The sequence below is a fragment of the Nostoc sp. NMS8 genome (genome assembly GCF_017115045.1).
GTDB lineage: Bacteria > Cyanobacteriota > Cyanobacteriia > Cyanobacteriales > Nostocaceae > Nostoc.
The window spans coordinates 229,240-255,739 of sequence record NZ_JABXKK010000050.1 but is presented as its reverse complement, the minus strand read 5'-3'; the positions used below and the strand labels follow the sequence as shown (position 1 = coordinate 255,739).

The following is a 26,500-nucleotide window of genomic DNA, read 5'->3' as shown; positions in this document are numbered from 1 at the left end:
GTGGAGTGAGCTTTTACCACAATTAGTAACATGTTCCACCTACCAAAAGAAATAGATTTGACATATTCTTTCATTAGTGAAATTAACCTTCCGTAGACACAAGTCATTCAGTCTAATATGTATCCTCAGCCTGGTAAACATTAGTCTAGCAGGTAACAGCATTGATGCTTGATTTAATTAAAGCGTTTAGCTGTCTGTGCAAGGTTTTCACTGACTACACAACCAAAATGATAAATTTTATTGATTACCGAAAAGTTAATTAGGGAATTTAGGGAAGTAATAAAACAAACAATAATTATCCTGATATAGATACCTTTACTGAAGCAGTATGTTATGTTGTGTATATCAATGTTATAATTTGCATAATTTAGTATCTATATTAGAGTAAGTCAGCCTAATCCAACGCATCACAGTGCGTGAAGTTGGAGCGGAGGAACCAAATTGTGGGGCGTATCTCAAAGAAAGTGAGAAGTTAGAAGTTACTTTATTAAATATTTAACTCATAACTCCCAACTTTCTTCAGAAGGGCATCTCTCAGCCCTAGCCCGTCAGCTAACTTCGTAGGCATTGAGAGGAGACTGAAGAGACGGCATTTTTATAATGTTCCGATCTTATCAGTGTCCAAGGCTGGTACTGCTCAAATTTTTTGTACCTGCACTTAAATCTGTTGGGGTCGTAGATGATATTTCAACTAAATTTAGCAGCGATCGCAGCGATCGCGGCGCAAGCGACTTGGAAAAAGACAAAACCTGTCATCCTTAGAGATGTCTTCATTTTACCTGTATTGGGCTTCTTGGGAATAATTGTGTTGTGGTGGATTGTTGCACTTGCCAACCATGAATTAATGCCCACTCCAGCAGAAGCGCTAATTGCGAATCTAGACTACATCTTAAATCCCTTCTATCAAAGAGGCCCAGGTAACTTAGGAATTGGTTGGCTGTTGATAGCAAGTCTGCGCCGGGTATTACTAGGCTTTTTGTTAGGTGCGGTAGTAGCGATTCCTCTGGGGTTTCTAATTGGGATGTCCAGACCGGCAATGCTAGCACTCAATCCCATCATTCAAATTTTTAAACCTGTATCACCTTTAGCTTGGCTACCCATTGCCTTAGCAATTTTTAATTTAGCAGAACCTTCCGCCATTTTTGTCATCTTTATTACCTCCTTGTGGCCGACAATTATTAATACCGCCTTAGGAGTTTCTAGCGTTCCCCAAGATTATTTAGATGTGGCGCGAGTGTTAGAAATGCCACGTTGGCGACGGATTACAAAAATCATTTGGCCTGCAAGTTTGCCATATATTTTTACAGGTTTGCGAATTAGTTTAGGCATAGCTTGGCTAGTAATCGTTGCCGTAGAAATGCTGACAGGTGGTATTGGTATCGGCTTTTTCGTTTGGGATGAGTGGAGTCGTTTAAACCTGAGTTCAGTGTTTTTAGCTGTATTTGTAATTGGCTTAACTGGGTTAATTTTAGATTACGCAGTGGGCAAAATTCAAGAATTAGTCACCCATCGTCCTACAACTTCTAACTAATTAAACGGAATTTTAGATTTTAGATTTTGGATTTTCAATTCTTCAATCCAAAATTTAATAATATCTGTTCGCGCAGCGTCTAAGAGGATGTTTGAAAAGTCCTCTTATCAGTATCAAAAATTTTAGATCCCCCTAAATCCCCCTTTTTAAGGGGGACTTTGATTCCGGTTCCCCCCTTTTTAAGGGGAGCCAGCGCGGTCTTCTCTGCGAGACGCTGCGCGATGGGGTCTCTCCAAGTGGAGCGACTGGCGTGGGTTAGGGGGGATCTAAAGTGCCTAAAGTCACAGCGAAACACTTTTCAAACAACCTCTAATGCAACTCCAAGAAATAAATTGTCCAATATTGTGGGGTGGGCAACATGAGCGCCCAGTCTGTATGGCTCTCGTGTCGCCCACCCCACAAGAGTTAATTGAATATTTTTTTATTTGTCAGTTCCTAATCGAACAAATCTAAAATCCAAAATCCAAAATCCAAAATTGATCCACCAATGGAGCTACAAAAATGGGTGATAATAATTGGACTCGACGAGACTTTATTAAAGGAATCGGAGCAACCACAACGGGAATAGCGTTATCTTCCTGTGCGATTTCAGGAGATAGATCCGCCAAAGGACTAACAGAAGAAGCCTTAGCTGTACAACCAGTAGTTAGATCCCAAGACTTAGAAAAAGCTGATATTACCGTTGGTTACGTTCCCGTTAATGATTGTGCGCCATTTGCGATCGCCTGGAAAAAAGGTTTCTTCCGCAAATATGGTTTGAATGTCACACTCAACCGCGAGGCCAGTTGGGCTACTTCCCGCGACGGTTTAATATTTGGTCGTCTGGATGCTTCGCCCGTCGTATCTGGTGCCGTTACTAACGCCAGAATTGGTGCCGAAGGCGCACGCCACGCCCCCTTGTGTGCAGCCATGACCATCCATCGCCACGGTAACGCCATGACGATGAATAAAGCCATGTGGGATTTTGGGCTGCGTCCGTGGTACGAGTATCAACAACAATATGGTGATGGCGCGCTAGAAGCCTTTGGGCGAGATTTTCGAGGCTACTTTGACAAGCAGCCACCAGAAGGCAAAGTTTGGGCGGTAGTATTAAGTTCCGCCATTTACGAATACTTTGTCCGCTACATATCCGCCGCCGCAGGTGTCGATCCACTCAAGGAATTTCGGATCATCATCGTTCCGCCTCCCCAAATGGTGACAAACGTGCGGATTGGTGCGATGCAAGCTTACATGGTTGCAGAACCTTGGAATACAAGAGCAATAACAGGTAACGAAAACATCGGTTTTACCTTCGCCCAAGGTAAAGAAGTCTGGTTAGGACACCCAGATCGTTTGTTAGGGGTGATGGAATCTTTCATTGACAAATATCCTAAAACTTATCGTTCCCTCGTCAAGGCGATGATTGAAGCTTGTCAATATTGCAGCAAAGTAGAAAACCGCCAAGAAGTAGCCGAACTACTTACAGAACGCTCCTTTACAGGCGCTAGACCAAAAAAGAAAGATGCCCCAATCGCGAAATTTACAAGTCCCGGAATTCTCGGTAACTATAACTATGGTGGCTTTGATGGCAAAGATCGCACCATCCAAGCCGCGGACACCACGATTTTCTTCGATATTCCTGACAACATTCCCCAACAGCCAGGAGAACACTCAACATTTTTATGGAGATCCAGAAGTATGTGGTTGATGACACAAGCAGCGCGGTGGGGACAAATTCAGAAATTCCCCAAAAATGCTGAGAAACTAGCAGAACTTGGCTGGAGAACAGATTTATATCGGCAGATAGCATCGGAAATGGGCATCAAATGTCCCAAAGATGATTACAAGGTTGAACCACCAGAAGTATTTATAGATAAGAAAGGCTTCGATCCTAGCGATCCGGTCGGCTATCTAAATAGTTTTGCCATCAGGGCTAACGCTCCCTCTCGTTTTTTCATGTCTTAAAATACCAAGTTTAAATTTTGATTGATTGAGTAAATTATTTGCGGAGCATTGGATGATGGAATATACCTCATTACCTATTAATACTCAGAACCAAGTTCTGCCCCGCCCTGGATTTTTAGAAATTGAAAATTTAGTCAAGTCTTATCCGACACCTGATAAAGATAACTTTGTCGTTTTAGATGGAGTTAATCTGACGATTGGTGAAGATGAATATATTTCTGTAATTGGTCACTCAGGTTGTGGGAAATCAACTCTATTAAAGATAGTAGCTGGTTTAGAAAAAGCGACTTCCGGCTCAGTCAGGCTAGATGGGAAAGAAATTCGTCAGCCGGGAGCCGAAAGGATGATGGTATTTCAGAACTATTCACTGTTACCTTGGTTAACAGTGAGAGAAAATATCCGTTTAGCCGTGGATGAAGTGTTAAAAAATGCTAATCGGGCTGAAAAAATTAGCATTGTAAATCAACACTTGGCAATGGTAAACTTGACGGCGGCGGCTGACAAATATCCCGATGAAATTTCTGGAGGTATGAAACAACGAGTAGGTATTGCCAGAGCCTTAGCAATTCGTCCCAAAATGCTGCTGATGGATGAACCTTTTGGGGCATTAGATGCACTAACTCGTGGCAAACTAGAGCATCAGGTATTGGATATTTGGGAAAACAATCGTCAAGCAGTGATGATGATTACCCACGATGTAGACGAAGCAATTTATATGTCCGATCGCATCGTCTTGATGACCAATGGCCCGGCTGCTAGTATAGGAGAGATTTTAGAAGTTCCTTTTGAGCGTCCACGCGATCGCGCCGCCATGCGAAACTCAAAAGAGTATTTTGAACTTCGCAACCACGCCCTAAATTTTCTCGATCGATATTTTGCCCAAGACGAGTAGAATTAGATTATCATTTTTTTTAGTGGGTAGCCTAATTCAAATTCATGAAAGCTGGATTTGGAGCGGAGGAACCATATTGTGGGGCGTATCTCATAGAACATGAGGAGTTAAGAGCCAGAAGTTAAGAATTATTAATATTAACTCAGCACTCACCACTCAGCACTCCTAAGAGAGAGACACCTTCCAGTCTTAGCCCGTCAGCTAACTCCGTAGGCAATGGAAGGAACCTCCAAGATTTTGGCTGTAATACAGTTATTATTGGGGTTTCCTTGACTGATTTCAGATTTGAGATTTTGGCTATCGTCACTCAATCTAAAATCCAAAATCTCAAATCTAAAATTTGTCCCCCTGCTTCTCATTGCTAATTCATTTCATTAGGAGAAGTAAAGCTGTGCAAATCAAACCAATGTTAGCACGTCTGCAAAGTGCCACAGGTCGAGATGACTTAATCGAACAAATGGTACTCGTGCCAGAACCAAAAAAACCTTTTTCTGAAAAACCCCAAAGCTCAAAAGCAATTAACTTAATTGTTGCTTATGACGCATCTCCCAACAGTCATACAGCACTAGATATTGCTTTTTGGATTGCCCATCAAACGCGTTTAGCCACTAATGCAGAAGTTACAGTTCAAGCGGTTTATGTGGTAGAAGATAATCAAAGTAATCAGTATTCAAATATCTTGAGTTTTCCAACACAAGAGTTTCCGTTGGCATGTCAAGTTAGTGAAGTATCAAAATCTGTTACCCAGGTATTAACTCAACCCAAATTGCAGACTGTGGTAACTCCTCTGCAACAAGCAGATATAATTCTCTGGCAAGCGCGAAGTTTAGCTGAAGAATGGCATGGTTCCTTTAAATCTCATTTACGGTTTGGCTGCATTTCTACAGAACTTAGCAAAGTTGTTGAATCAGAAACGGCTGATATTCTGTTTCTAGGCTGCAACTCTGTCAATCATCCGATGATTGAAGCACTAGGTTCTAATTTCCCCTGTGCCGTTTTGGGTATTCCCAATAGTATTGATGAATAATCGCTCTTTAAAATTTCAGTAATTTTTGTCAAATTTTGCTCTGAGAAAAGTCACTTAAAACTTTGTCATTGCGAGCGAAACGCAGTGAAGTAAAGCAATCGCAAACTACAGATGTTGCGATTGCTTTATTCCGCTTTGCTCCATACCCTTCGGGTTCTCCAAAGGAGTACGCAATAACAAGTAACGATTTTGGTAAATTTACAAAATTGGGATGTTCCCTTATTCATATTCAATATTTTTGTTGAATGAGCAAAAAATAGAAACTATAATTGGTTCATTTACAATAAATCCACCCACTTAGCTAGGTTTATATCCAAGTGGGTGGATTTTTATGACTGATGATGATGTGTATCAATCAGCAAATGCGATCGCTGCTCTTTCTAAGTATTTTATAGAAGCCTTTACGGAGTGGAATTGCATTGTAAATAAGAGCATTCCAAATGTGTAAAAACATAATTTGTCATTGCGAGTGTAACGCGGTGAAGCAAAGCAATCGCAATATCTGTACTTTGCGATTGCTACCCTATAGGTTCTCCAAAAGAGTACATTCCACAACTCTTAGAGACGCTACCATGCTTGTGGCAGGAGACTAGTAGCCAATCAGATGTAAAACGTCACGCAAGACGCTATAACCAGCTAAATCCCAAAGCAAATAGGCAAGAAAGCCAATTGCTGCCAAGCGACCATTCCAAATTTCCGCTTGAGGAGTCCAGCCAAACAAAAATGCATTGCGATCTATGCCGTTGTATTCTGCTGCAACAGGTGGTAAACCAGTAGAAGGGCGAGTTTCTTGAGTTGCCATTTTTTTCTCCAAAATCTAATAGGTTTTTAGGTGTTTAGTTTCTAGTAGCCAATCAGGTGTAAAACGTCGCGCAAGACGCTATAACCAGCTAAATCCCAAAGCAAATAGGCAAGGAAACCAATCGCTGCCAAGCGACCATTCCAAATTTCCGCTTGAGGAGTCCAGCCAAACAAAAATGCATTGCGATCTATGCCGTTGTATTCTGCTGCAACAGGTGGTAAACCAGTAGAAGGGCGAGTTTCTTGAGTTGCCATTTTTTTCTCCAAAATTTAATAGCTTTTTAGGTGTTGAATTTCTAGTAGCCAATGCAATGTAAAGTGTTATGCAGAAGACTAGAACTTGCTACGTACCAAAGTAAATAGGCAAGAAAGCCAATTATTTCAAAACGACCGTTCCAAATTTAGGCTTAAGAATTCCAACTAAACAGAAATTAATTGCGATCGCAACTATTGTCTTCTGTTGAAATTATTGGCAAATCTCTGGAAAAGCGAATTGCCATTTTTTCCTTAACGATTCGTTTGTTAACTTTAATGTACCTATTAATAACTGGAAATTGTTATGCCTATAGGCAGAAACCACAAGCACTTCTTATGGACGATTACAAAAGGTATTTTTATAAACAAATCCACCTGGAGAGGGTGATAAATAATAGATATATAAATAAATTTAAACTACTTGGCAGCAAACTAGTATTTAAATAGAATCACTCGCCATAAGGTAAACAATTAAAATTCAAAAAGAGCGGTACATAATTAATAGTGGTTGCCAATTTTATTAATATTTTTACCGAAAGAAGCTAAAAGTTATATCTTACGCTGTATGATGATTTCAGCCTTTGGAGAGATGCTTTAAATAGCTAAATTCTACGATTCTGATCTAACAGAGTTAGGTAATGCCATAGGTGAAAACAATAAATACTAAGAGTTGCTTCTCAAGAAATTCTTAATTACCCAATTTTAAACTTAGAAAAAGGAAATCCAATGCTCCAAAGTACGGAAATTATGGTGGGACTCTACAAACCACTACTATGGGTGGCACAGACTCAGGTAGATGCCTCAAATATCACGCCAGCACAGGCATCGGTTCTTACTTCCGGGCCGCGCTTTTTTGTAGCTTTAATCTCCGGCGTAATTCTAGCCTTTGCTTTCCAATTAGTTCTCACTAATCTCTCCCTTGCAGCCGGTATTTCCTACCTGGGGCACTCATCTGACTCGGATTCAGATAATGGGGAAGTCGGAAGTTTGGGCGGCAGTATTCGCAAAATCGGCACAGCAGTGGGGATTTGGACATTAGTCACTGTAACGATCGCCTTATTAATTGCTTCTTTCCTCGCGGTAAAATTGAGCCTGGTAATCTTAGATCCAACCTTGGGAGCGATTCTCGGTTTGGTGATTTGGGGTGCTTACTTTCTGATCCTCGTTTGGGTCAGTTCCACCACCGTAGGCTCTTTAATCGGCTCAGTTGTCAATACGGCAACAGCCGGTTTTCAGACGATTATGGGGACTGCTACCGCCGCCTTGGGTGCTAAAGCTGTAAATAACCAAGTGGTAGCCACAGCAGAAGCCGCCGCCGCCGCTATCCGTCGAGAACTCGGAAGCGCCATCGACCCCGCGAGTATTCGGGAAAACATTGAAGATTATTTAGACAAGCTGCGTCCTCCAGAACTCGATGTATCGAAGATTCGGAGTGATTTTGAAAATTTACTCAACGATCCGCAATTAAAAGCGATCGCGGGGACTCCAGATATCCGCAACATCGACCGCCAAAAGTTTATCGAGTTAGTCAGCAGTCGCACCGACCTTTCCAAAAAAGATGTTAGCCGCATTGCTGATACGTTGTTTAAAGTTTGGCAGCAAGTGGTAAGTCAGCAACCACCCACCGAAGATCGGCTGGGTGAGTTAATGGATTATTTGAAATCACTCCCACCAGGACAAACCAAAACAGATGAACTCAACGCCAAACTGGATCGGTTATTAGCAGAAAAGGGTGATTCCAAAGAATCTGACCAAAAGCCAGCCTCCGGGCCAATTCAAAGTACAATCCAGCAAGGACTATCCGCCTTAACCGCCACTGTGTTGGGACGGGCAGATTTGCCTGATTTGGATGTGGAAAAAATCTTGGGTAGTCTCACCACCGCCAAAGATAAAGTCACCCAACAAGCAGATAAACTAGGGTTGCCAACACTATCCCAACCCTATAGCCCAATTCGGGCTGATGTCGAAAACTACCTGTACAATACTTATGCTTGGCAATTGAGTTCAGAAAAAATTGCCCAGGAATTTCATGATGTCATCTACGATCCAGCAGCCGACCCTGGAATCGTCCGCAGGGAACTAGAACGACTATCCCGCAATGATTTCGCCAAAATTTTGCAGCAACGGGGATTGCTTACCCAAGGTCAAATTCAGCGCATTGCAAATCAGCTAGAAACTGTCCGCCAACAAGTGCTAGTGACAGTTAGAGCTAGTGAAGAAAGAGATATAGTCCAAGACTTGCAACGTGCAGTAGAAAGTTATTTGCTGGTTACTCCGAAAGCAGATTTGACTCCCGAAGGCATTGAGCAGAATTTTAAACCACTGTTGGCAGACTCAGAGGCAGATTATGAAACCCTGACATTGCGACTGGCTCACATTGAACGCCAAGAAATTCGGGAGATATTGCTGGAACGTAATGATATCCAGCTATATGAAGTAGACACCATTCTTGATGAGTTGGAAAAACAACGCGATCGCGTCTTGGTAGAATCCAAAGGACTAGCAGAACAGGCGCAATATCAGGCAGAAACCCTGTGGCTGAATGTAGAATCATATCTGCGTAACACCGGCAAATCAGAACTGAATCCTGATGCTATCCGCGCCGACTTCAAAAAGCTACTGGAAGATCCCCAAGCTGGAATTAGCTCAATTCGGGCGCGCTTGTCTCGCTTTGACCGCGACACCTTAGTGCAATTGTTGAGTCAGCGAGAAGATTTGAGTGAAGATCAAGTTAATCAAATCATCAATACTACTGAAGAGTCATGGCATAGTATTCGCCACACACCCCAAGCTGTAGTCGAAAAAGCAAAAGAGCAATACGACTCTGTGACGACAACGATCGCAGATTACTTACGGAATACTGGTAAACAAGAACTGAATCCTGAAGGAATTGGGCGAGACTTGACCAAATTGTTTGAAAATCCCAAAGAGGGAGCCGTTGCACTGCGCCGTCGGTTGTCCCAGGTAGACCGGGATACACTGGTGAAATTGCTTAGTCAACGCCAAGACTTGAGTGAACAACAAGTCAATGAAATCATTGATTCTACCCAAAATTCGATTCGTAACTTTGTGCGTGCGCCTCGTCGCCTAGCTAGCCGCACACAGCAAAGAGTAGAATCATTCAAAGGTTATCTGGAAGAATATCTGCGCCAAACTGGCAAAGAAGAACTCAATCCTGAAGGTATCAAACGCGACTTGCAATTATTGTTGCACGATCCGCGAGTCGGCGTAGAAAGTTTTGGCGATCGCCTTTCCCAATTTGACCGTGATACCATCATTGCTCTGCTGAAAATTCGGGAAGATATTTCTGATGAAGAAGCAGCACGGATTGCCGATAGCATCGTATCCGTAAGGGATCAATTTGTCGAACAAGTGCGGAGCATCCAACGAGGCATTCAAGATGCAGTTGACGGGGTTTTTGCTCGTATCCGTAACTATCTCAACTCCTTGGATCGCCCAGAACTTAACTATGATAGTATTAAGCGCGATGTTCGGACATTTTTTGACGATCCTCAAGCAGGATTTGATGCTCTGCGCGATCGCCTCTCCTCTTTCGACCGTGATACCCTAGTGGCAATTATGAGTTCTCGTGAGGACATCTCCGAGGAAGATGCCAATCGGATTATCGATCAAATTGAACGGGCACGCAACACAGTATTGCAACGTGCAGAACGCATACAGCAGGAAGCCCAACGCCGCCTAGAACAGGTGAAACATCAAGCACAGCGGCAAGCAGAAGAAACCCGCAAAGCCGCAGCGACAGCCGCTTGGTGGTTATTTGCCACAGCATCCGTTTCCGCCATTTTCTCTGCATTAGGAGGAGCGATCGCTGTAGTCAGGCTGTAGTTAAACAAGTTGTCTCCGCTAATTTTTAAGCCTCCTAGTGTAGGAGGCTTTTCTATGTTTGGATGTCATTTATCCCGAAATATATTGGCGAATTTCATCTGAGTATGCCTTTCAATATAATCATATATGAATATGCTTGACCGCTCTAATCTCAGCCATTAGATAATTGAAAAGATATTTATCTGAATGTTTTAATATTCTTAGATTATTTGCAATAAATCCTCAGCCTATTCTCTATAGAACGCCCCGATTTTTTTGCAAGTTAAGAATTTTTACCTAAGTAGCAAGCAATTTCAAAGAATGCAAAATACATTAGTTGATAAAACCTTCCGTGATAGCAATGGCAAAATTGTTTTGGCTGAAATGCCAAATCCACCACTTATTCTTTGGATAGTAGCTAGTTTACTAACTCTAGTTTTTACAACTGGTAAAATCAATACAGTGTTAGACGTTCTGGCAAATGGCTCGTTGTTTACTTGGGCGTGGCTGGAACTATTTCAAGGCATTAACTATTTTCGTAGAGCGCTAGGTCTTGCTGTATTAATTGGTATTATCGTCTTAAAAATTCAGTAATTGCAAGCTCATAGATAATAATTAGTACCAGCTATGAGAGGTTTTACGGAACTCCTCTTTTTTATCCAAAGTTCAAAATGTGAATAAAGTCATACTTCAATTGTGACTTTATTACACTGTATCTTCTTAATCAGTATTTTAAACTGAGAGTAATACAGCAAATCAATGAAGCTGTGCAGCGAACAAAACATCTGTTCATAAATTATTGATAAGTGCTGTAAAAAACTCAAGTTAAATAATTGATGGAGATTTGAACATGAAACGTATTTTATTAGGTACATTGCTTGCTCTACCATTTGCAATTTCCTCATTACCCTCACAAGCATCAGCAGCAGAAATAATTGTTAGACCCAATGTTCATAGAGTTGCTGTTGTGCGTAAACCTGTTGTTGCTCGATATCAACGAAAGTTAATTCCTGCACATTGGGAAACAGTACGACGTGGTAACAGATGGGTTAAGGTTCGAGTTCCTGCTCGATATGTAAATGTAAGAGTTTAGTATCTGAATAGAGGCTAACAACCCAAGTAGGATTGTTAGCCTGTATTAGATAAAAACTTGTTGCTAAATCAATACGGTTCGGTTAAGGTTTTTTGATAAAAATTAATGCTTTTCAAACATCCTCTAAGAGGATGTTTGAAAAGTTTTTTTGTATACATCTAACCCTTGGAGATGCCCCTAAATCCCCCTTAAAAAGGGGGACTTTAAGACTCTTATTCCCCCCTTTTTTAAGGGGAGTTAGGGGGGATCAAGAAATATTTGATACTTCTTAGACATCCTCTAAGGAGAAAGCCTGTTTTCCTTTTGAATTCATTTGTAATTTCTCAATCAATGGTCATCAGGTCATACTGAACCTGTGAAGGCAGCTCTCTTCAATCCAAAGGGGTACGATCGCACGATTAAGCTGTGGGATGTGGCAACAGGACGCTGCACCAAAACGTTGATGGTCGATCTATGAAGGCATGAATATCAAAAGAGCAACGGGATTGACTGAAGCTCAAAAAGTTACCCTGAAAGCGTTAGGGGCAATTGAGCATTAAGGCAAAAGGGAACAATGCGATTTTGTTAAGTCATTTCCCCTTTTCCCGTTTTCGGGTTATGGTTGGCTTAGTTATGTACTAATACAGTTCAGAATGAGTAACAAAACCCTTATGTAGAGACGCGATTTATCGCGTCTTCAATAGATCAATTATTTACACAAATAACCTTAACCCAAGCGTATTGAGTTATCTACGGGCTGAGTACCGTGATTCAATAAGCAACGAATCGCACAAAACCACTTTCCTGAAAAGAAGTGTGTGGACATATCACAATGACTATATTTTAATTAGATGAAAAGAATAGAAGTTGAGCAAAGAACTATTTTAATTGGCTTGGCTGGTAGCCACGGTTATGGTTTAAATCGTCCTGATTCCGACTTTGATTATCGGGGAGTATTTATTGCACCCAAAAGATATTACTTGGGATTTGACCATATAGAACAAAAAGATACTGGTTGGGATGAACCAGGAATATTTCCATTCGTTGATGGTAACAAAGACACAGTTATATATGAATTAAGAAAAATTCTCCAGTTATTAGCTGGCGCGAACCCCAATGTTTTAGAATTACTCTGGTTGAATAACTATCCTTTTTTAAGCGCAGTCGGGCAGCATTTAATTGATCATAAACAGTTATTTTTAAGCAAGAAGGTAAAACATACTTACACTGGTTATGCATTTGCCCAAATCAAAAAGATGGAAACTCATCGTAAGTGGTTGTTAAAGCCACCGCAAAAAAAGCCAATACCATCTGACTTCGCCATAGAAGACGAAGCACCCCTCAGTAAAGATGAGTTAAATGCTTTTCTGGAGTATCTTTATAACTTAATCAGAGGACGGATTGAGTTTTTGGAAGAAGCGGAACAATTATATCAATTGTTGACAGCAGATATTGATTTTAAGGGAGTGTTAAAACAATATACTTTAGCCGATGAAACTTTGGAATATACCCAAAAGTTAACCAATAGCCGTAAAGATTTTATCCGTCTGCTTCAGAAAAGCCAAAGCTATCAAATAGCTTTAAGAGAATGGAAGGCTTACTTATCTTGGCAAGAGAATAGAAATCTGGCTAGGGCAGAAATGGAAAGAAAGTCGGGTTTTGACCTCAAACATGGGATGCACTGCATTAGATTGTTACGCAGTGGAGTAGAAATATTACGCCGAGGTGAAGTGATTGTAGATAGAAGAATAGCTGGTGATTTTGAGGATTTAAAAGCTATTTTAAAAGGTGAGTACTCTTATGAGCAGGTGATGAAAAGGGCAGAAGATTTGGTTGTAGAAATGGAAGTTGTTTACGAACAATCTACCCTACCTCATAAACCTGATTTGGAGCAAATTAATGAGTTGTGTATGGAATTGGTGGAAATGCAGGATTGGTAAATGCAAAAGTTAGGAGTTAGGAGTTATTAATTAATTAATAACTCCTAACTCCTAACTGATTAATTAAATTTTAAAGAGTATACATTAAATCAGCAAAGCCATAGAGGCTGATGATGAGTAGTAGGGATGCTGTTAGTTGGGTAATTCGCGTCTGTGGTGAAGGGGCGATCGCTTCCCGCACTAAGATAGAAACAGATGCCCCAACTACTAAGCTCAAGCCTAAGATTAAATAGGGCATATCAGGTAAAATACTGGCTATTGCCAGCATGGCGATCGCTAATAAAAGCATCAATAATTCTACAAACCTGGGCGGGTTGTATTGGCTAGATAAAACAAAGCTGTTGAACCAAAAAGACCAAAATCTCATATTTTAGTGCTGAGTGCTGAGTGCTAAGTTAGGAGTTATGTACCTAGTTCTGAGTGCTGAGTTAGAAGTTATAAGTTGTGCATTATATACTCAGTGCTGAGTGAGGAATTAAAGTTGCGAGTTATGAAGCAGCTTTCCATTCAAAACTTTTAACTCCTAACTCCTCTCTCCTAACTTTTAACCCCTAGCCCCTAATTTTTGACCTGTGCCGTTCTTTTGTGCAGTATCACTTTCTGGTAGTTCGACACCAAAGACGCGGCTAAAAACTTTGGCGACTTTGTAGCCAGAATCAATCGATTCTAAAGGGTCTTTCCGCAGTCTGTGACGCAAACATAGGGTAATTACGCGATGGATATCATCAACTGTAACTTCAGTGCGTCCTTCATAAGCTGTTAAAGCTTTGGCGGCGCGGTTACTAACAATGTCACCCCGCAAACCATCTACATCCAGTTCTGAACAGACTTCAGAAATTTTCACCCGCAGATCGTAGTCAATTTTCACTTCTGGCAAAAGCTGTTGAGCATTGACAATTTGCTCTTGTAATGCTTCTTGCTGGGGTTTGTAGTTTTCGAGAAATACTGGAGGATTTTGGTCAAAATCTGCCCGTTGTTCTACGATTTGCACCCGCAAGGCTGGTTCTTTGACTGTGTGAATTTCTGCGTGCATCCCAAAGCGATCGAGTAATTGGGGGCGTAGTTCGCCTTCTTCGGGGTTTCCAGAACCCACAAGCACGAAACGGGCCGGGTGACGGATAGAAATGCCTTCGCGTTCTACAGTGTTCCATCCACTGGCAGCGGAGTCGAGTAACACGTCTACAAGGTGGTCGTCTAGTAAGTTGACTTCATCCACGTAGAGAATGCCTCGGTTAGCCTTTGCCAGCAGTCCCGGTTCAAAGGCTTTGACACCTTCAGATAAAGCTTTCTCAATGTCGATTGTGCCACAAACTCGGTCTTCTGTAGCTCCTAGCGGCAGGTCTACCATTTGGACTTTTTTGTGAGCTACGGGAATTTCAGCCCCTTGTTCTAACAGTTGGCGGACTTCATCGCTCATCAAATCGGGGTCGCTAGGATCGCTACTAAAGGGGTCATTGGCAACCACAGAAATTTCTGGCAGCAGATCCGCCAGCGCCCGGATAGTTGTGGATTTTCCGGTGCCGCGATCGCCCATAATCATTACACCCCCAATTTTGGGGTCAATCACGTTCAATAGCAGCGCCAGTTTCATTTCTTCCTGGCCCACTATTGCCGTAAAAGGAAATACTACGCGACGCGCACTTGCCGTGGATTGAGCAGTTGGACTCACTAAATTACCTTAACAATATTTTATCTTATTACAATTCTTTATTGTGACACAGGTAGGGCGTGGGGGAATGTGAAGATCGGAAAGATGAAAAAGATGAGGGGGAGAATAAAATTACCTCTTTCCCCTCTGCACCCTGCTCCCTGCCCCTCTGCCTCTTTTCATTTACTGGGCACTAATGATTACTAAATACGTCAAGCACCTTATCGGTCTGCTTTGGTTATTCTGGTGCAAAAGTTCCATAAGCAGGGAACAAAAAACTACCAACTTATCAATCCTGTAGTAAGCATAAATACTGTATAAACTATATATGCTTAGTAGATTCATTTATAAAAACGAGCAATGGCGTGTGTGGGTAGTTAATGCATCATTCAAATCTATGAAATCATCTTTTAGTATTCAAAATTGGCGGCGTAGATGGCTAGCAGCTTGTCGTCAGACATCGCTCAAGTATCTTTTTCCCTTTCTCATTTTAATATCCTTTGTTACGGTATTGTTGGTAGACAGTTTCACCCCTGCGATCGTTGAAGGTGGGCGCTTTAGCGCCATTGCACAGATACCCCGTCAGGAAATTCGCGGGGTTTGGATGACCAACAATGATTTTGACACCCTCAAAAATCGCGCTAAAGTGCAGGATGCAGTAAGTCAACTGCGGCGGCTAAATTTCAATACAATCTATCCTGTGGTATGGAACTCTGGTTATGTAATGTATCCCAGTGCCCTAGCCCAACGTGCAGGGATTCAACCTTTTGTCTACAGAGGTTCAGATGGACATGATATTCTTGCAGACCTCATTACTCAAGCCCATCGCCAAGGATTGCTAGTAATTCCCTGGTTTGAATTTGGTTTCATGGCTCCCCCAACCTCAGAACTAGCATTAAATTATCCCGATTGGTTCACACAAAAGCGGGATGGTAGCCAAACTTCAATCAGTGCGGCAGGTGAGGTAATGTGGCTGAATCCGTTTCATCCACAAGTGCAACAGTTCATTACCAATCTCGTGCTAGAAACTATCACCCAATATGATGCCGATGGCATTCAGTTTGACGATCATACAAGTTTGCCTTACGAATTTGGCTACGATAAATATACAGTTGACTTGTACACTCAAGAAACTAATAATGCTCCCCCAAGTAATCCTCAAGATGCAGACTGGGTAAAATGGCGGGCAGATAAAATTACGGCGTTCATGGTACAACTTAACCAAGCTGTAAAGCAGAGAAAACCGCAAGCAATTTTCTCAATTTCTCCCAATTACTATGATTTTGCTTACAAGTTTCAACTGCAAGACTGGCTGACTTGGATGCGGCAAAATATTGTAGACGAATTAATTGTGCAAGTTTATCGTCCGAATCTGCAAAGTTTTATAGCCAATATTTCCCGCCCAGAAATTCAAGAAGCGCAACAAATAATTCCAACTGGAATTGGCATTATGACAGGGTTAAGAAATAATCCAGTTCCCATGCAGCAAATTAAGTCTCAGGTGCGGGCTGTCCAAGAACGCGGTTTAGGCGTAACCTTCTTTTATTATGAAAGTCTTTGGAACGATGCCCAAGAATCTTTAGAAGAGCGACAAGCTGGATTTCAAAATCTTTTTCCATCTCCCGCACTCCGCGCCAGAGTTGAATAACTTTTCTGTTGAACTCACGTTCAACAGATGGTAATAACTCCCCAATACGGTTCGGTTAAGGTTTTTTGATGAAAATTATAGATCACAAATACGGGATAATTAGTGAATGTACAAGTGGTCTATTTACGTGAAAATAGCGATCGCAAATATCAAATTCCATGACTTTTACCAATTACCCAATTACGTCGGAAAAACCGGGCTAAAGCTGATTCTTCTAAAGATAGATAAATGGGGCGGCCGTGGGGACATGTGCGGGGATTGCGTGTGCGTTGCCAATTATCTAAAAGTGTCTGCATTTCTTGCTGGTTCATGGGTGTACCGTTACGAATAGCACTGCGACAGGCGACAGCTACTTGGGCTGTTTGTAAGTCGCCTCCCCAACTAAGTTCTAAAATTGCTTCTGCACAGTCGTCTCGCTGCTGCAAAGGTGCGGGGATATTACGGACTGCCCAAAGTTGTTCGCCGAAGGGTTCTATTTCTAAACCAATGCGTTGAAGTTGCGATACTTGTGCTGGTGACAATTGATAAAGAATAATTGCCGGTTCAATAGGGACAAGTTGCCAATCATCACATAATTGCTCATATAAAACTCGTTCATGGGCAATGTGCTGTTCTACTAACCACATTCCACCTGAATGTTCCACCACAATGTAGGTGTTGCTAACTTGAGCGATAGCTTTTAAGGAGTTAGGAGTTGGGAGTGAGGAATTAGGAGTTTTTTGATTTTCGTTGGGATTTTGAGGATTGAAATTGTAGCCGCCTTTAGCTTCTGCGGCTTTAAGTAATTTACTAACTCGTGTTGTGTGAACAGCTTCTTTTAGATTGGTAGAAGAAATGCTGAGTGCTTGGTTAATTGCTTGGGTAATTTGCTCTTGCCAATAAATGATTTCGTTGAGGTAAATTTCTGTTTTTGCGGGATTGCGATTCCAGTTAATTTGATCAGGGGAAATGGCAAGATGTAGGAAACAAATTGGATAGCGATCGCGCGGTAATGTTCTGTGAAATGCTGATAATATGGTTTGCTCTAGTTCCGGTGTCTTAACCATTCTGCCGTTAATGGCTACACGTACCCAATCTGGACGATGACGATGACAGCGATCGGGTAATCCTACCACTAAAGTAAGTGCTGAGTGCTGAGTGCTGAGTGGGGAGTGGGGAGTGAGGAGTGCTGAGTGGGGAGTGGGGAGTGATGAGTTAGAAGTGCTGAATTCTGAATTCTGTGTTCTGTGTTCTGAGTTTAGTGGGTTGGGTATTTCGAGTTTTACTTCTTGCAAGTCACCTTGTCGCACTTGGGGTAAAATCTGTGGTAAAAGTTGCCTTGTTGTGGCAGCAGGACAGATGGTAAACCATTGACGATCGTTTTGCCAAATCTGCCAGGTGATGTGGGGATGACAGAGGGCGATTTGTTGAATTGCGGCTTGCACAGCTTTCATTTGCTGTGCTGTTGTGGGTAATCCCTGACGACGAGATGAGCAATTACCGAAAAGATGAGAAACTGTCACCACTGTACCAGGTGCGATCGCAGTTGCTTCAACTTGCACAACTTTCCCACCATCGCCATAAATCATCCGCCATCCCAATTTTCCGCCTACAGGACGACTCAAAATTTCCAAATCTGCCAGAGTAGTTAAACTGTGCAACGCCTCACCACGAAACCCCAAACTGTGAATTTTCCATAAATCGGCACTAGAGCGAATTTTACTTGTGCTGTGGGCTGTGGCTGCTTGTTGTAAATCATCTAGATTCATTCCACAACCATTATCTGCCACACGAATTCGCCATTGCTGCGGCCATAGAGAAACCACAATTCGCGTTGCACCTGCGTCTAGGGAATTTTCTACCAATTCCCGCACCACAGAAGCTAAAGAGTCGATTACCTCTCCAGCTGTAATGAGATATACGACTTCTATTGGTAGAGCTTGAATAGTAGATGCCATAAATTATAGTTTATAGCTTCTGGGGGCAAGGGAGATAGAGAGGTGAATTACAACATAAATATCTCTAGATGGTCATTAATTACTTTCCCTGATTGCCAAAACTTTAGGTGGTTCGGGTTTGAGTAAACCGTTCAATAGGGATGCAGGAGGTTGACTATAAGGCCAAGCAAAAGCATGACGGAAAGCTGCATCTTGACAAGCGTGTAGTTGTTCAAAACTAATAATGTTGTAAGTCAAGAGATTTTCATACTCAAATGGTAGACGTACATTGTGCAATCCAGCATTATCAGTACAGATAGCGATATCAACCCCAGCATCAAAACAACGGTCGAAGACTAATTTGAGTTGACGTATATCCTGCAAAGTACCAGTTTTCAGGTAAGTTGTGGGGCAAACCTCTAAACACTGTCCGCGTTTAGCCACATCATTAAGTAACTCTGGATATAGCAAGGGAATTTGGATGCCGTGACCAATTCGCATTAGATAGGGTAACAGTTCTGGGTAACAACCTGCGGTGGTTTCATATAGATGTCCCGTGGTGTTAACGCCTAGCGATCGCGCATAATCATATAGACTAATCCATTCTTCTAAGCGATCGGCGTAATAGCTATCACCTCCCGCTACATCAACTGCACAGACATACTGTTGATTTTGCGCCGCCAAATCAACAATCGCCTTGTTCACCTCATAAGGTAGGCGTGTGTGCATACAGAGAATTTGGCTAGTAACAATCGGATATTCTGGCTGGTGGCTGGCAAGTCCCACTACTTGCACAATTTCTGCCATCTTGTCAATTCTTTCGGATTGACTCAAATGCTCAGGTGTCCGCAAATAAGGAGTATAGCGCAGTTCCAGATAAGCCAAATTCTCAAATATGTAAGCACCGCGCACCAAACGATAGATAAAGTAAGGCAAAGTCTCCACAGTTTGCACACTTTCTACCAGGGTGTGTAATTCTAGATACTCATCTAGGGTGTCACGTGGGCGGGTATAAAAATCTTCAAATTCTGAATAGTCAGCAAAGCGGGAAATCAACTCCGAAGCATGTCGCTCGAAATATTGCCATAAAACTCGTGGTACAACCGAGCCGCCTAGATGTCTATGTAATTCAGCATATAAAGCCATAGTGGTATTTTTATCTAAAAATTTCAATAATTGTAACAAAAACATAGACAGAAAAAATCTGTCCTCGTAAAAATTTAGCTCCCAAGAATCCCCAGACATGACTCAGTCAAGTATTTCCCTTTGCTGCGGACGGCGGATTAATAAATTCCCAATAGAAGGATGATCGTGTTGCATCAATTTGGTAGAGTATCAGAGAACACAAATACTTAGACTTGTGGTTACAGACTTTAAATTTCAGTTAGGCTGAATGAAAATACTGTAGCAATCCGATTTGATTTTTGAACTTATTTGCGTAGGCAGGGAGTAGGAAGTAGGGAATCAGCCCTTTCGAGTTGTGCAGAGTTTTTTCAAGAATCAAAAAATCAAATAGGAGTCCTAGTAAATGAATAGCAAAGAACTAGCGCAATACATCGAAGCAACCAATAGCATTACTAAACCTTGGCTTTTAGTACAACTGCGCCTTAAGAAATTACAAGAGCGTCGAGCTATGCTTGCAGACGATGTTTATACCAAAGAATTAGAAGATATTCACCTAGACTTGATGAAATTGGGTGAATGGTGGCGCGGTATTGAAGATGAGGTATTTTAAAGTGAGGAGTTAAAAAACTCTTGAAGAAGAATTCAGAATTCTGAATAAAGATGCTCTCTAAGAGACGCTTTGCGAACGCTATCAGCAGGAATTTTAAACCAGTCTATTCAGACGCGCTACGCCGCGCTATCTGCTAGTCGTACTCAATTCTGACTCCTGACTCCTGAATTCTGTTTAGATAACTCCTCACTTTTCACTTACAACGCAACCTGATGGCTCAAGCTCTCGATCAAGTCGATTACGATACTCTCGATGCTGCAAAACGACGCTTCATCGATGCTGCAAAACGCACACTGGGCTTTGCAAGCAGCTATGGCATAGTGCCCGCATCGGGTTTAGGAGCAAGCGCCAACGCTTTCAGCTTCAACCTGGCTCCATTTCTAGAGGCGGGGGCTAGAGAACTTTCGATGACACTTGTACCCGAAGGACTGGGCACCGCAGACGATACCCGCCCTGACGACCTCAGTGAAGAAGAACTGCGACGATTCTGGTGGAATATTGGTATCAAGATTATTTCGTGTCTGACGAATGATGCTGCAACTTCCGGTATGCAGACTATACTTCTCGGTCTTTATTTGCCGTCGAGTACTCCTGAAACAATCTTTACCCCCGCCTTTCTTGATGGGTTTCTGGATGGAGTGGTTGAAGCGTGCAAACAAGTGGGTTGTGTCTATCTTTCAGGGGAAACTCCTCAACTAAAAACGAAGATGATTCCAGGGCGACTCGACATTGCCGGCTCGGTTTTTGGGGTTATGCCGGCTGGTGTTGCTCCGATTGATAGCTCGCGTCTGGATGCCGGAAATACCATTGTTCTCGTCGAGAGTTCGGGCCCCCATGAGAACGGCTTTACCCCATTGCGAAAGCTGGCTGAGTCGCTCCCTGATGGCTATAGAACTAAACTCCCAAGTGGGCAGGAGTTCTGGGAAGCGATGAATGCTGCATCATGTCTCTATACGCCGCTTGTACAGGCGGTGCTTGGAGAGGGGATTCGTCCCACAGCGATGGAGAATATTACTGGTCATGGCTGGCAAAAACTTATGCGTTCGGTGAAACCGCTCCGGTATGTTATCGAAACGATGCTCCCAGTGCCAGAGATATTTACCTTTGTTGAGGGTCATCTTGAGGGCGGGGCTGAGACGATGCTTTCGGTATTTAATTACGGTGCAGGATTCGCATTCTATACAGAGTCGGAGCAGGATGCAGAGAAAATTGTTTTACTTGCAAGGGAACATCAACTCTCTGCTGTGATTGCCGGAAGGGTTGAAACTTCCCTTAGTCGTGAGGTAGTAATAGAACCCTTGGGAATCACCTTGAAGGGAGATTCTTTTGGGATTGCGCGAGGGGTATAATAAGCTGCTAGCGTAGGCATAGCCCGTCGTAGACATCGCTAATTTTCTAAGAGCTATTCTAAACTCATAGGATCTTCTTATTTATGCGATGGCTAAAGTTGTTATTAGTTAAATCAAGGCGATAATTACTGAGGTAAATAACGATTTTTACACACAAATTCTAATTGCATTTTCGGCTAATTATAGCTAACTACTCTAAAAAGTCTTTAATATCCAAGTCATTTAGCACAGATGCTATAGGCATATTTATTAAGTCTTAGATGCAATATTTATTACTACTTAATTACAAAGTAGTCCAAATTACGCATGACTACTGAGATTAAGATTTGCTAACCTAGTCTTAACATATTGAAAAATTTGCTGAGAAAGCTGAGAAAGTAGCAACCAACACTAATTTTTTAGTGGTGGATCTTTCTTATCTGTAGATGTAGCGTTTTAGTGTGTTAAGAATATATATTTTTGTTCAGAGGGAGTTATGGCTGTAAATTTGGCCCGGACTACTGCTTCGGCAGAACTTTTGAAGCAAGTATTCCATAACATTGATGCACATAGTTGTCCAAAGTTATTCAACTTTCACATGCACACTGTCTACTCGGATGGCAGATTGCAGCCGAGTGCATTGATGGAGCAGGCAATCGCGATTGGGCTGAAAGGGTTAGCTATTACTGATCATCATGGTATTATCGGCTATCAAGCATCACTTGCTTGGTTAGAAGATTGGAAGTGGAATAATGGTGGTGCTAGCACTCCTTATTTATGGAGTGGTGTGGAAATCAATGCCAATCTTTTGGATACAGAAGTTCACATTTTGGCTTACGCTTTTGGAACAGAACACCCTAGTATGAAACCCTATTTACAAAGAAGGCCGACTACAGGGCAAGAATATCAGGCAAGTAACGTAATTGCCGCGATTCACGAAGCTGGGGGATTGGCAGTTTTGGCTCATCCAGCTCGTTACAAGCGATCGCATTTTGACTTAATTCCTGCTGCTGCCCAAAAGGGTATCGATGGCGTGGAAACTTTCTACGCCTACAACAACCCTAACCCTTGGAAAGCCAGCATCGTGGAATCAGAACAAGTGCAAAAGTTGGCTGATGAATACTTTCTTTTCAATACCTGTGGTACTGATACCCACGGTTTGAGCCTGTTACAACGCTTGTAAAGATGAATCAATTTGTTATACCCCTGGTTCAAGCAGCCAGGAGGTTATCTTTTTTTGGATGTTCAATAGTCGAGCCTGATATTAACCCACATTTGGCACAGCTATAATCTATTCTTAGTGGGGATTACAATCATTGAGAAATACGGTACTTGGGCTGGATCAACTTCATCCAGGGGGATGATGCGTTGCTGTGATGTTGATGCCCGCTCAATATATCTCGCCCGTGATGCTAGCCCTAATTTATGCAGGATATCTCGTACTTTGGTAAAGTGACGACCTAGTTTCATAATCGCGGCAGCATCAGTCATTAGTAGATGTGTAGTTAGTTCTTCTGCTGGCAATGGGGCGGGTAGAACTGTGAGGATATCAGTGTAATAGGTGAAAGGTACACCCAAAGCTACCGGACAAGCCATCAGTGAGGAAACTCCGGGGACAACTTCTGTTTCGTATTGGTCACATAACCGCGTGAACAGGTACATGAAGGAACCATAGAAAAATGGATCGCCCTCGCACAGTACTACGACATCTCGACCGGCTGCTAAATGGTCGGCGATTGGTTGAATTTCTTGGTCATAAATAGATTTTGCCTTTTCTGGTTCCAAAGCGCGGGGGAGGTGAAATAGCACCTCGATTTGATTGCCAGCAAGATATTGCGCTACGATCGCTCTAGCGATACTTTGTTTATCTGTGGCTGATTGATAAGCTACCACGGGAGCCGCACGTAATAGCCGCAGCGCTTTCAGAGTCAATAGTTCTGGATCGCCTGGGCCGACACCAATTCCATAAAGACGACCTTTGGGTTGCATATTCATTCTTCCTCCGTTGCCAGGGCGTTTACTGCTGCTGCCGCGATCGCACTTCCACCGCGCCGACCGTGTAAGGTTAAAAATGGTACATTCTTGCTGTCTGCTGCCAATGCTGCTTTCGATTCGGCCGCACCGACAAACCCCACTGGAAAGCCCAAGATAATCGCAGGTTTGGGTATTCCTGCATCGAGCATTTCTAACAGCCGGAATAAGGCTGTGGGGGCATTGCCAATTGCGATTACCGATCCTTCGATGTGCGATCGCCATAATTCTAAAGCTGCCGCCGACCTTGTAGTACCCATACTCTGGGCAAGTTCTGGCACTTCTGGCTCATTGAGGGTACAGATAACTTGATTGTTTGCAGACAACCGCCGTCTGGTAACGCCATCGGCAACCATCCGGCAATCGCAGAGAATTGGCGCTCCATTTGCCAGGGCTGCCCTTGCGGATTGTACAGCTGTTGGTGAATATCCAAAGTCTGTGACAATATCCGTCATTCCACAGGCGTGAATTAGACGCACAGCAACTTTTGCTACATCTGGCGGTAGCACATCTAGATTCGCTTCTGACCGGATGATTGCAAAAGAATGACGGTAAATTTCGTTGGCATCTCGGATGTAATCAGGCATTCAATTTTGGATTTTAAATTTTGGATTGATTTGTTGGTTATTAATATAGATACTTCCTTTTCACTAGAAGAATATCTAATTTAATTAACCGCAGAGGCGCAGAGAACACAGAGTAATTAATCATCTGTATTTATCTGTGCTTCCATCTTCTAAGAGGATGTTTTAAAAGTCCTCTGCTCGGTAGCAAAACGTTTTAGATCCCCCTAAATCCTCCTTTTTAAGGGGGACTTTTAGAGACTTTGCCCCCCTTAAAAAGGGGGGTTGGGGGGATCAACAAGTGCCTAAAATTACAGCCACCCACTTTTAAAAAATCCTCTAAGTATTTATTAAATAACTGTTGTAATTGGGTTAGTGGATATCGATTAGCAAATTCCCCAAAGGACTCATCCGAATTTAAGCGTTGAATTTTATGTACACATAGCATCCGCTCTATTAATGCAGGTAGTTCGGCAAAAGTTACATATTGATATAGTTCACGTCCGAATTTATGCTTGTTGTCACCAACATAAACGTGATAGCCCTCAACAGTTTCATTATCAGCCTCAATGCTGACACCCAGGAGAGTAATATCACTTTTGCCATGCTGGGCACAAGACTTTTCACAGCCGCTAAAGTGAATATTAACTGGGGAATCGAGAGTAACGCGAGTTTCCAGATACTCTGCTAATGCTAAGGCATGACTTTTAGTGTCTGTGGCAGAAGCGGCGCAACCCTTTTTTCCAGAACAAGCAATTAATGAACTCTTGATATTGGTTGCAGAGAAATCTAATCCTAAGAAAGCAATTTCACTTTGGATATCAGTAACCCATTGCTGAGGAATATCTGTAAGGAGCAAATTTTGCCAAGGGGTTAGCCTGAGAGTTCCACTGCCGTATTTTGCTGCTAAATCTGCTAAACCCCGCATCTGTCTACTCTCCAATCGCCCAAGGGGCAAGACGACACCAAGGTAAAATAAGCCTGGCTGACGTTGGGGATGGATGCCAATATGCTGATAATTCCCCTCTCTTTGCAAAAGAGTAGAGAATTTCTCCTCCTTCCCTGGCAGGGGTTGGGGGGTTAGGTCTTTTCTTTTTTCACTGTATAAAAGCAGGAAAGGTAAAAGCTGTTGAACTTCTTGGAGATAATTTTCACAACCTAAGGTGTTCAATAACTCTAAGAGACGTAGCCGCCGCTTACTCGTAGTATGACTATGAGCTAGATAGACTTCCGTTAAAGCTGCCAAGACGGGCAAACATTGCTCTGGTGATAAGAAAATTCCCGTATTGCTGGGCGGTTGACCCTTCTCGCCAACACTGAGATAGAGGCGAAAATAAACGTTACCATCAACTAAGACAGCTGCAAAGGTGATATCATTCAAGCGATCGCACACCCGAATTATCCCACCACCATCAAAGCAAACGCTAAATTTTGCCGACAGTCTCGAAAGCGCCGGATGTGCTGCAATATAATCATCCCAACCTTGGACAAAAGGGCGAGTGTCGATTAATTCTTGGGGATCGATACCAGCAGTTGGACTGGTCATAATGTTGCGGATGTGGTCTACAAGAGTATTGCTAGAACCCAATCCCATCAGCTGTAGGTACTTTAGAACCTCAGCATTTATCCCCGTGCGGATTTCACGAATTTGCAGGTTAGCTCGATTGGTTATGTCTATATAGCCGCCACCATGCCGATCTGCTATATCTGCGATCGCACGGCACTGCTGACTACTAATAATTCCACCTGGTATTCTAACGCGAGATAATATACCATCTGCGGCGGGTGTACCATAAAACAAGCCAGGACAAGTGGCAAATCCAGAAAGCAAACTTAGAACTCCTTCCCCGTGCAACGCAGGGAGTAGACGGTGAGTGTGTCTTGAGGACATCCTGAGAGTTGGCATTCTGACTTGGGCGATCCCATCACAGCTGCGGCACAGTCCCGGAATTTCACCGGAGTTTCCCAATTCTCAGCTTTGGTAATTTAGATTTTGTTTAGGTTATAGATATCAACCACACATCATCCAGATAATCATATTACATTACTATAGCCACATAATTTTACCTGAGCTTATCTACTGCTGTGTTAAGGCTAGTGCGATCGTGCGGATTTAGAGTTTCCATCCCCGTGAGGGGTAAAAAATTTAAAACAATTTATAATCCTCCTTCAACTCGTTCCCAGTCGAAGACTGGGAATGCTCGTCGTTGAGGCTCCGCCTCGCTTGCTGGCGGCAGAGCCACCAAGAGCAGCATTTCCAGCCGGAGGCTGGAAACGAGGTTTTAAAAAGTACTTTCCCACGAGTTCATCTAAAAGGCAAGGATCATTTCAGGCGATGCCTACA

At 42.6% G+C, this 26,500-nt stretch carries 21 protein-coding genes, 1 pseudogene and 3 riboswitches; of the genes and pseudogenes, 12 read left to right on the top strand and 10 right to left on the bottom strand.

The genetic code is table 11. The features are described 5' to 3' along the window. Positions 1 to 381 precede the first annotated feature (381 nt). Positions 382 to 582, top strand: a riboswitch (cyclic di-AMP (ydaO/yuaA leader). Between the two features lie 97 nt (positions 583 to 679). The 4 genes from ntrB to HWQ39_RS09860 all read left to right on the top strand — a co-directional run bounded on the left by ntrB (position 680) and on the right by HWQ39_RS09860 (position 5,394). After that, positions 680 to 1,531 (top strand): nitrate ABC transporter permease, encoded by an 852-nt coding sequence (gene ntrB / locus HWQ39_RS09875; RefSeq protein WP_292843734.1) that lies wholly within the window; start codon positions 680 to 682, stop codon positions 1,529 to 1,531. A gap of 501 nt (positions 1,532 to 2,032) precedes the next feature. Next, a complete protein-coding gene (locus HWQ39_RS09870; RefSeq protein WP_292843733.1) occupies positions 2,033 to 3,475 on the top strand; it encodes an ABC transporter substrate-binding protein in 1,443 nt (480 codons plus the stop codon). A gap of 55 nt (positions 3,476 to 3,530) precedes the next feature. Next, positions 3,531 to 4,367, top strand: coding sequence for a nitrate ABC transporter ATP-binding protein (locus tag HWQ39_RS09865; RefSeq protein WP_292843767.1), 837 nt, complete (start codon positions 3,531 to 3,533; stop codon positions 4,365 to 4,367). Between the two features lie 18 nt (positions 4,368 to 4,385). Beyond that, positions 4,386 to 4,596: riboswitch (cyclic di-AMP (ydaO/yuaA leader) on the top strand. A gap of 177 nt (positions 4,597 to 4,773) precedes the next feature. Further along, a complete protein-coding gene (locus tag HWQ39_RS09860; RefSeq protein ID WP_292843765.1) occupies positions 4,774 to 5,394 on the top strand; it encodes a universal stress protein in 621 nt (206 codons plus the stop codon). A 589-nt stretch (positions 5,395 to 5,983) separates the two neighbouring features. Here HWQ39_RS09860 and HWQ39_RS09855 read toward each other — a convergent pair. The 3 genes and pseudogenes from HWQ39_RS09855 to HWQ39_RS09845 form a co-directional block, all read right to left on the bottom strand. After that, on the bottom strand, positions 5,984 to 6,196 hold the full coding sequence (locus tag HWQ39_RS09855) for a high light inducible protein (RefSeq protein WP_292843732.1): 213 nt from the start codon (positions 6,194 to 6,196) through the stop codon (positions 5,984 to 5,986). A gap of 41 nt (positions 6,197 to 6,237) precedes the next feature. Next, entirely contained in the window at positions 6,238 to 6,450 is a 213-nt protein-coding gene (locus HWQ39_RS09850) for a high light inducible protein (RefSeq protein WP_292843732.1), read from the bottom strand. Positions 6,451 to 6,491: 41 nt separating this feature from the next. Further along, positions 6,492 to 6,695, bottom strand: a pseudogene (locus tag HWQ39_RS09845) (high light inducible protein). A gap of 481 nt (positions 6,696 to 7,176) precedes the next feature. On the opposite strand from HWQ39_RS09845, the gene HWQ39_RS09840 reads away from it, so the two are divergent. The 4 genes from HWQ39_RS09840 (at position 7,177) to HWQ39_RS09825 (ending at position 13,287) form a co-directional block, all read left to right on the top strand. After that, positions 7,177 to 10,296: an MFS transporter gene (locus HWQ39_RS09840; protein ID WP_292843731.1), complete on the top strand. Its 3,120-nt coding sequence runs from the start codon at positions 7,177 to 7,179 to the stop codon at positions 10,294 to 10,296. Positions 10,297 to 10,596: 300 nt separating this feature from the next. Beyond that, positions 10,597 to 10,869, top strand: a complete 273-nt coding sequence (locus tag HWQ39_RS09835) for a hypothetical protein (protein ID WP_292843730.1) — start codon at positions 10,597 to 10,599, stop codon at positions 10,867 to 10,869. Between the two features lie 256 nt (positions 10,870 to 11,125). Beyond that, positions 11,126 to 11,368, top strand: coding sequence for a hypothetical protein (locus HWQ39_RS09830; protein ID WP_292843729.1), 243 nt, complete (start codon positions 11,126 to 11,128; stop codon positions 11,366 to 11,368). An 830-nt stretch (positions 11,369 to 12,198) separates the two neighbouring features. Then, on the top strand, positions 12,199 to 13,287 hold the full coding sequence (locus tag HWQ39_RS09825; protein ID WP_292843728.1) for a nucleotidyltransferase domain-containing protein: 1,089 nt from the start codon (positions 12,199 to 12,201) through the stop codon (positions 13,285 to 13,287). 70 nt (positions 13,288 to 13,357) lie between these two features. Here HWQ39_RS09825 and HWQ39_RS09820 read toward each other — a convergent pair whose 3' ends face one another. Both HWQ39_RS09820 and bchI read right to left on the bottom strand, forming a co-directional pair. Beyond that, entirely contained in the window at positions 13,358 to 13,654 is a 297-nt protein-coding gene (locus HWQ39_RS09820; protein ID WP_292843727.1) for a hypothetical protein, read from the bottom strand. 177 nt (positions 13,655 to 13,831) lie between these two features. Next, positions 13,832 to 14,956: a magnesium chelatase ATPase subunit I gene (bchI, locus tag HWQ39_RS09815; RefSeq protein ID WP_292843726.1), complete on the bottom strand. Its 1,125-nt coding sequence runs from the start codon at positions 14,954 to 14,956 to the stop codon at positions 13,832 to 13,834. Between the two features lie 307 nt (positions 14,957 to 15,263). On the opposite strand from bchI, the gene HWQ39_RS09810 reads away from it, so the two are divergent. Then, on the top strand, positions 15,264 to 16,583 hold the full coding sequence (locus HWQ39_RS09810; protein ID WP_292843725.1) for a glycoside hydrolase family 10 protein: 1,320 nt from the start codon (positions 15,264 to 15,266) through the stop codon (positions 16,581 to 16,583). A gap of 149 nt (positions 16,584 to 16,732) precedes the next feature. Here the strand turns inward: HWQ39_RS09810 and mutL are convergent, their stop codons facing one another. After that, positions 16,733 to 18,520: a DNA mismatch repair endonuclease MutL gene (mutL, locus tag HWQ39_RS09805; RefSeq protein ID WP_292843724.1), complete on the bottom strand. Its 1,788-nt coding sequence runs from the start codon at positions 18,518 to 18,520 to the stop codon at positions 16,733 to 16,735. A gap of 75 nt (positions 18,521 to 18,595) precedes the next feature. Next, positions 18,596 to 19,645: an adenosine deaminase gene (locus HWQ39_RS09800; RefSeq protein ID WP_292843723.1), complete on the bottom strand. Its 1,050-nt coding sequence runs from the start codon at positions 19,643 to 19,645 to the stop codon at positions 18,596 to 18,598. A gap of 382 nt (positions 19,646 to 20,027) precedes the next feature. On the opposite strand from HWQ39_RS09800, the gene HWQ39_RS09795 reads away from it, so the two are divergent. From HWQ39_RS09795 to HWQ39_RS09785, 3 genes are all read left to right on the top strand, one after another. Continuing rightward, positions 20,028 to 20,234 carry a hypothetical protein gene (locus tag HWQ39_RS09795; protein ID WP_179064108.1) on the top strand — a complete coding sequence of 69 codons (207 nt, stop codon included), beginning with the start codon at positions 20,028 to 20,030 and terminating at the stop codon, positions 20,232 to 20,234. Positions 20,235 to 20,446: 212 nt separating this feature from the next. Continuing rightward, on the top strand, positions 20,447 to 21,583 hold the full coding sequence (locus tag HWQ39_RS09790; protein ID WP_292843722.1) for an AIR synthase related protein: 1,137 nt from the start codon (positions 20,447 to 20,449) through the stop codon (positions 21,581 to 21,583). A 475-nt stretch (positions 21,584 to 22,058) separates the two neighbouring features. Further along, positions 22,059 to 22,745 carry a PHP domain-containing protein gene (locus HWQ39_RS09785; RefSeq protein ID WP_292843721.1) on the top strand — a complete coding sequence of 229 codons (687 nt, stop codon included), beginning with the start codon at positions 22,059 to 22,061 and terminating at the stop codon, positions 22,743 to 22,745. Between the two features lie 101 nt (positions 22,746 to 22,846). Here HWQ39_RS09785 and HWQ39_RS09780 read toward each other — a convergent pair whose 3' ends face one another. The 3 genes from HWQ39_RS09780 to cobG all read right to left on the bottom strand — a co-directional run bounded on the left by HWQ39_RS09780 (position 22,847) and on the right by cobG (position 26,047). Then, positions 22,847 to 23,551, bottom strand: coding sequence for a precorrin-2 C(20)-methyltransferase (locus HWQ39_RS09780; RefSeq protein WP_292843763.1), 705 nt, complete (start codon positions 23,549 to 23,551; stop codon positions 22,847 to 22,849). 2 nt (positions 23,552 to 23,553) lie between these two features. Further along, on the bottom strand, positions 23,554 to 24,180 hold the full coding sequence (locus HWQ39_RS09775) for a precorrin-8X methylmutase (RefSeq protein ID WP_292843720.1): 627 nt from the start codon (positions 24,178 to 24,180) through the stop codon (positions 23,554 to 23,556). 217 nt (positions 24,181 to 24,397) lie between these two features. Next, positions 24,398 to 26,047 (bottom strand): precorrin-3B synthase, encoded by a 1,650-nt coding sequence (cobG, locus tag HWQ39_RS09770; RefSeq protein WP_292843719.1) that lies wholly within the window; start codon positions 26,045 to 26,047, stop codon positions 24,398 to 24,400. Beyond that, a riboswitch (cobalamin riboswitch) is annotated at positions 26,036 to 26,167 on the bottom strand. Its footprint overlaps the gene before it by 12 nt. Positions 26,168 to 26,500: the final 333 nt, after the last annotated feature.